Source organism: Chamaesiphon sp. VAR_69_metabat_338, from assembly GCF_031423935.1.
Classification (GTDB): Bacteria; Cyanobacteriota; Cyanobacteriia; order Cyanobacteriales; family Chamaesiphonaceae; genus Chamaesiphon.
Genome location: NZ_JANPGM010000656.1, coordinates 1 through 6714, shown reverse-complemented (window position 1 = coordinate 6714; position 6714 = coordinate 1). Strand labels below are relative to the sequence as shown.

Below are 6714 nucleotides of genomic sequence, written 5' to 3'. Positions count from 1 at the left end.
GGATGTTGCCCAAAATCTCTGGCATCGAGCTGTGTCAACGTTTGCGGGCTGCAAACTATATGCTGCCGATCCTGATGCTCACCGCCCGCGATCGGATGGAGGATAAAATTACTGGCTTGGACGCTGGTGCCGACGACTACCTCGTCAAACCATTTGGGATGGCCGAACTGCTCGCCAGACTCCGCGCCCTCCAGCGTCGCTCGCAAGTGTTTCAGCCGGAGCAGTTGCAAGTGGGAAATCTACGGCTAGACTACGATAATAATGCCATTGCGATCGCTAATTTACACGGCACAGACCGATCGATTGCTTTAACAGCCAAAGAATTTCAATTATTGGAATATCTGATGCAACATCCCGATCGCACGCTCACTCACGACCAAATTCGCAACCGCGTCTGGGCTTTTGATTCCGAATCTGCCAGTAATGTCGTCGCCGCCCAAATTCGATTGTTGCGAAAAAAATTAGCCGAATTTGGTTGTGAAAACGCGATCGAAACCGTACGCGGATTCGGTTATCGCTTGAATAGCGGAGAGCGGGAAGCGGGGTGATTGGCTAGATGAGTTCGCAACTATCCACTACCAACTCCCTGTCTTGACTGAAACACATGCGGAGGAAACCTCCGCGTGATTTCAGCCGCAACTCCCATACGGTGGTACAGCAACTCCCAACTCCCAACTAGCCAAAGTGCATCAAAATCGACTATTCAATCGCACCCGCATTCAATTAACTGGCTTTTATGCGATCGTCATTGGGTTAATTACCTTGCTGTGTGGGTATACGATTCACTTAGTGATGATTCGGGCTTTTGCGCGGACGATCGATCGCGAACTAAATACGCTCGCTGGCACAGTTCATGATAGCCTGGAAGCCGTTTTGCAACAACCTGAAATCGTCGATCCGATCGCCCTGAAATTATTACCAGGATTGTGCGTAACGGGCAACCCTTGTTCGCCGATCGAACCCGATTCTCAAATCGGCAAACTCACTCACAAACAAGGCTATTACCTGAGATTATTAAACCGCAATGGTCGGACGATCGCCACCCTCGGTACCACCAAACACAACTTTCCCGATCGACTCCCCACGACGCACTGGGAAACTATTACCGAAGATCGCGGCGAACGGTTTCATCTACATACGCTCCGACTCAAGACGATCGACAATCGTCACTGGGGCTATCTCCAAGTCGCCCAATCCTTCGATCTCTTAGATGAATATATGCATAGCCTGCATCTCATCCTGATTTTTGGGATTCCATTGGCGATGCTACTCATCGGCGGGGCGAGCTGGTGGCTCTCTGGCTTGGCAATGCAGCCGATTTATCAATCCTACGAACAGATCCAACAATTTACTGCCGATGCCGCTCACGAACTTCGCACGCCACTGGCTGTGATGCGGATTGCCGTAGATAGCACGCTCGAAGCTGAGATCGTCGATCCCGAAGCACGTAACAATCTCGAAATCGTCCAACGTCAAGTTGGCTATCTCACTCGTCTGGCTGAAGATTTGCTATGGCTGTCGCGGTTGGAAGCCAACCAGTTACTATTGAAGTCGCAACCATGCTGTCTCAATGAGTTAGTCAGCGATTTAGAGGAAGAGTTAGCTCCCCTCGCCCTCACTCACAAGATCGATCTGCGCTTGGAAATCGCCACCGACAAGCTACTCTACGTCAACGGCGATCGCGACAGACTGTATCGAGCGATCGCCAATTTGATTACCAACGCTGTTCAATATACTCCGGCTGGGGGAGTTGTCATCATTGGACTAGACTGTGCAGATCGGCAGGCGATCGTCACGGTTCGAGATAATGGCGTGGGGATTGCGAGTGAAGATCTGCCGCGTATTTTCGATCGCTTTTATCGCGTTGGTGCAGATCGCGCTCGGACTCAGGGCGGTACGGGATTGGGCTTGGCGATCGTCCGGGCGATTGCGATCGCCCATCAAGGTAGCATTCAAGTTGTGAGCCAACTGGGCGATCTCAACCAGCCAATATCCCAAAGTGGTACTAAATTTACCCTGCGGTTGCCACTCAATGGGGATCTACCCATCAAAAAGTAAAAAGGACTGTCAGGAAAAGTTTCCATTCAGTCCAGAAATTTAGTTAAGTGTGAGAGCTGAGTTCGTAACCATAACATCGGCACAAAGCTAGATATTGCTTTGCTTTCTCATCATTCGCTGGCCGATTTTAGTTAGGAAATAATAAAGGACAATCGTTACTCGTCGTTTAATTCAAATTTTCATTACATAGTCTTGCGGTGAGGAGTATTAGCAGTAAGACTAGATTGAGTGAGCATTTGAAATATTCAAATAACGATGTCCCAAACTTGAAACTTTAGTTATTTAGAGTGGGCCATTGCTTCCTCTTGGAGCTTGCTTTTGGCAGACTTAAACTGAGTTGCCATTTGTTCTTGCTGGTCATCGCTACAGTTGTTGCGAATCGCGGCAAACATGGTGTTTTCTTCTTGAGCTACGTGAGCCGTCACAGCCTGCTTCAAGGTTTCAACTTTAGCTTTGAAATTGCTGTCAGAAGGAGTCATCGATTTGATTTCTTCCAACATCTTTTTCATTTCTGCTTGCTCGTCATATAGTTCTTGGGTATCGCCATAGAACGGACGGACGGCTGGGTACACTACTTGCTCTTCGGCTTCAGAATGTACGGATAAATCTTTGTAGATTTGACCGAAGTATTCTTCAATCTTCTGAGGATCGTTGGTGTTATCAATTTGCATGAAGAGCATATTGACTTTATTATGATCTGCACGGATGACATCTTGGACATTCATGTCAGATTTGTCGCTGGTTTGAGTGACAGCACTGCCAACGATCCCGGAGAACGCGGCGATCGAATCTTGGACTCGCGCCCACAAGCCTTGCGCTGCTTCTTGCCCAGTGAGTTCGCGTACGCCCAAAATTTCGAGAACACCTTTGAGTTGTTCTTGGTGGGCGCGGTTCTCGAAGTTGAGCGTATTTAAAGGAGCGATAGCGGCTTCGACATCAGCACCGACTACTTGAGCTGCTTTATGTACCAATACACCAGACATGAATTGTTGATGCTTGAGGAGTTCGTGCTGAGAAGCTTTTTCATATAGCGAAAGCTCTGAGCCTTGCATCAACTCCTCCATCTTTTTGACCATTTCTGTAATGGTTTGTTTGGGTTCGCTCTTGACCCCATATTGCACCATGACTGTATCTAAAATCCCGATATTTTTGCGATCGTCATCTAACATCTTGCTAAACCGATCGCGGATTTCTTGGTCGTCACAAGCACCAATGAGCTTTTCTTCGTTAGAGATCAGCAAGTTTTGAAGTTCTTTCATTCCGGCTAGCTTGCAAGCGATCGCCGTCCGTTTTGAATCGTCAAGATTGATAGACATTTGTTGTTCTCCTTGCTAGTTAAAGTTTATCGTTTGTCGATAGACCATCTTTTCTTAAGATAAAATACTTAGACAATTAGCTCATCTCTCTAACGATGGATTGATAAGATCTATCTTTGGGAAGAGCGTCACAATATCTAAGTATTTAGCGATCGAAAATACTTAAAAAAATACAGTCTAGCACCCACAAGATGGGTGCTAAATGATAATTAAGGAGATTTAGCTCGATCGATTAACTCAAAGATTTGCCAAATGCTGTTAAGCCTTTACCCAACTTCTGGAGCGCGCCTTTAAAGCCACGTCCGGCACCAGCAGCAGCGGCGGTTGTTTTCTCGCCGAGTTGGATGAGTTTTTCGCTCAATTCCTCACCTTTAGCTTTACTACCTTTTAAAAGCTGCTTTAATTCTTTAAGTTCGGTCGCGATTTCCTTGAGACTGGCGTCTTCAGATTTGTGTAGTAAATCGTACCAGCGATCGATTTCACCGACTGAAGCTTTAGCATCGGTTTTGTCAGGTGCTTGTTTGAGAGTATCGACTAGTGCGTCTAAAGCTTCTAATTGCTCGGAATCTTCGGCTTTAGATAAAGACCGACCGATCTTGGTGAGCTGCTTGCCTAAATATTGTAATGGTGCCTTGAGTCCCTTATCGGCATCGCCAGCAATGTCGATCGTTTGCTCGCCCAGATGAGCGATGAGTTCGCCGAGTTCGTGGCCGCTTGGCTCCTTCCGCTTTAAGAGCTTTTGGAGATCTTTCAATCCAGTGGCAATTTCTTTAGCTTCGGGTAGTTTGGCTTGTTTCAATAAGCTGTGAAAAGTATCGATCGTCTCCAGCGCAGTATCGGGATCGATCCCGCTCAAATCGCCTTGAAATAATTTGGAAAGTGAGTCGAGTTGTTTGATGTTCGCATCATCTGTGGACTCAGCAGTTGCCGATTTGGCAGATGGTGCCGCCTTTTTTGATGCTTTGGTGCCATCGGTTACTTCTTGTTGCGCGGCACCGTTTTCAATCGAATCTTCCTGAGTCGATTCGCCTTTGTCTTGAATCTGTCTTTGACTGGCCATAATCTTAAATCTCCGATCGCTGGTTTACACCCAGCTTACAAACCTTTAGCCGCAGTGCCCTCATTCAAAGGGGATAGGCTGAGATCTGCCAGTTGAGAGAGATTGCCGCCAGCTAATCCGTTCGAGTCTGAGGTCAGATTATCAATCGCCCCAGCCAGAGGTTAGGCTACTCTATCTCTAGATTTGGATTTGGCAGGAATAGTACCATTGGCAAATTGTTTGCGGCCTTCTTGATAGACCTCTGATTTGCGGAGCTTGTCGCCGATCGATGCAGCCATCGATAATGCCAATGTCTCGGATTTAACTTTGGCGTATTGTCCCATCGGTTGATATTCTGGTACCAAGTTATGGAGCACGGCTACGCATTCTGTCACGGCACAATTGGCAGCGGCAGTGAGTAAGGTCGTGAGCTGCGGTGCTAGCTCATCCCAACCTAATTTAGCTTCGCGCGCGCAGAAAATTTTCGGATGTCCGGTTTTTAAAGCCGCATCGCAATCAATGAGCAGTTCTTCATAGATTTTCTCCCCAGGACGTAAACCAGTCACCTGGATGGGGATATCGCGTTCTGGTTCGAGGCCGTGTAAGCGAATCATCTTCGCTGCCAAATCGTAGATTTTGACGGGTTCGCCCATGTCGAGCAAGAAGACTTCGCCACCTTTAGCCATCGCCCCAGCTTGGATGACGAGCGTTGCCGCTTCGGGAATGGTCATGAAGTACCGGGTAATATCGGCATGAGTCAGGGTAATCGGTTTACCAGCTAAGATCTGTTCGCGGAAGCGGGGGACGACCGAACCGCTGCTACCCAGGACATTACCAAACCGCACCATCGTCAAGCAAGTTTGGAGATCGGGTTGGTCGGCCAAGCCTTGAAGTACTAGCTCGGCGACCCGCTTGGTGGCACCCATGATATTGGTCGGTCGGACGGCTTTATCCGTCGAGATCAGCACGAATTTAGGCACGCCACACTCGATCGCGCATTGAGCGGCGGTGAGGGTACCGCTGATATTATTAATCATCCCCGAAATCGGATTGGCTTCGACGATCGGCACATGCTTGTAAGCTGCCGCATGATAAATAATGTCTACTGGATATTTCTGAAGGACGCGGGTCAAGGCTGGCGCGTCAGTCACCGAACCTAAACAGGCGACCTTGTTGAGCTGGGGATAATTTTCGCCCAATTCCATGTCGATTTGATAGAGCGCGAATTCGTGCAATTCAAATACCAGCAGCATTTTGGGGTTTTGCTTGGCAATTTGGCGACAGAGTTCCGAACCGATCGAACCACCACCACCAGTAACTAACACTACTCGATCGGTCAGATCGTGTTGGAGTAATTCGGGACGCGGGGGAATCGACTGCCGACCCAAAAGATCCTCAATATCGAACTCGGGAGTCTTGGCAGGTGCGAAATGACCGTTCAAAAGTTCGGTAATACTGGGCACGGTTTTGACAGGTACGCCCAAGATTTGGAGTCGTTGCGACAGATTGCGTTTGCGTTGAGAGTCGAGGGAGGGCATGGCGAGCAGAATTTCTTCAAAGCCGAGTGTGGCTTTGAGTTTGAGCAATTCGGCTGGCGCATACACGCGGGTGCCTTGCAAGGTTTGACCTTGGAGCGCGGGATTATCATCGACAAACCCGATGAGTTTTTTGCTACTTTCTCTAGCGAGAGCCTGCGCGAAGAAACAGCCAGCATTACCCGCGCCGTAGATGATAACTCCCGTCTTGGTATCCGAGTCTGCACTGCGCCGCAGGCGTTCGTGGAGCGGGCGGACGCTAAATCTGACCGCGATCGCTAGAATCAGGGTGAGCATCCCGTCACTGAGCAGCACAGAGGCGGGAATTGCCGACACTAAAAATAAGCGATCGAGCGTGGCAATCGTCAGACAACTAGCCAATACTGCTTTGGCAATTGCAAACAGAAATTCGCCATTAGCATGACGCAATACTTGTTGATAAATATTAAAAAACCAAAAAAAGCCAATCTTGATGGCGATCTCGGCGATCGCAAAATTAAGTTGGTGCCACTCGATCGGCATCAGGTCTAATCCGCGCTCGAAACCGATCGCCGCACTAATCGAGATGGCAAACAAGATGATGTCAACGCCCGTCAGAATTGTATACTTCTGCTCGTTAGAAACCGTATTAATAAGTTTGTCTAAATAGGTATAAAACTTTGAAGAAACCTGAAATTCTTCATTTTTAAACGGTAGCTTAATCATTTGCTCAACTTAATATTCTTGATTTGACTCACCCATGCTGGTGGTTTGGAGATGTGCCTCA

At 48.1% G+C, this 6714-nt stretch carries 5 protein-coding genes; 2 read left to right on the top strand and 3 right to left on the bottom strand.

What is annotated here, in order from left to right; translation table 11 throughout:
- Positions 1–548 (top strand): two-component system response regulator RppA (gene rppA, locus RMO84_RS18065; RefSeq protein ID WP_310489828.1); only part of this gene is annotated, 548 nt, incomplete at its 5' end.
- Positions 549–684: 136 nt separating this feature from the next.
- On the top strand, positions 685–2058 hold the full coding sequence (rppB, locus tag RMO84_RS18060; RefSeq protein ID WP_310489827.1) for a two-component system sensor histidine kinase RppB: 1374 nt from the start codon (positions 685–687) through the stop codon (positions 2056–2058).
- Between the two features lie 278 nt (positions 2059–2336).
- Here the strand turns inward: rppB and RMO84_RS18055 are convergent, their stop codons facing one another.
- From RMO84_RS18055 to RMO84_RS18045, 3 genes are all read right to left on the bottom strand, one after another.
- Complete coding sequence (locus tag RMO84_RS18055) at positions 2337–3374, bottom strand: hemerythrin domain-containing protein (protein ID WP_310489826.1); 1038 nt, start codon at positions 3372–3374, stop codon at positions 2337–2339.
- A 232-nt stretch (positions 3375–3606) separates the two neighbouring features.
- Positions 3607–4434, bottom strand: coding sequence for a hypothetical protein (locus tag RMO84_RS18050; RefSeq protein ID WP_310489825.1), 828 nt, complete (start codon positions 4432–4434; stop codon positions 3607–3609).
- A 161-nt stretch (positions 4435–4595) separates the two neighbouring features.
- Positions 4596–6653, bottom strand: coding sequence for a nucleoside-diphosphate sugar epimerase/dehydratase (locus RMO84_RS18045; RefSeq protein WP_310489824.1), 2058 nt, complete (start codon positions 6651–6653; stop codon positions 4596–4598).
- Positions 6654–6714: the final 61 nt, after the last annotated feature.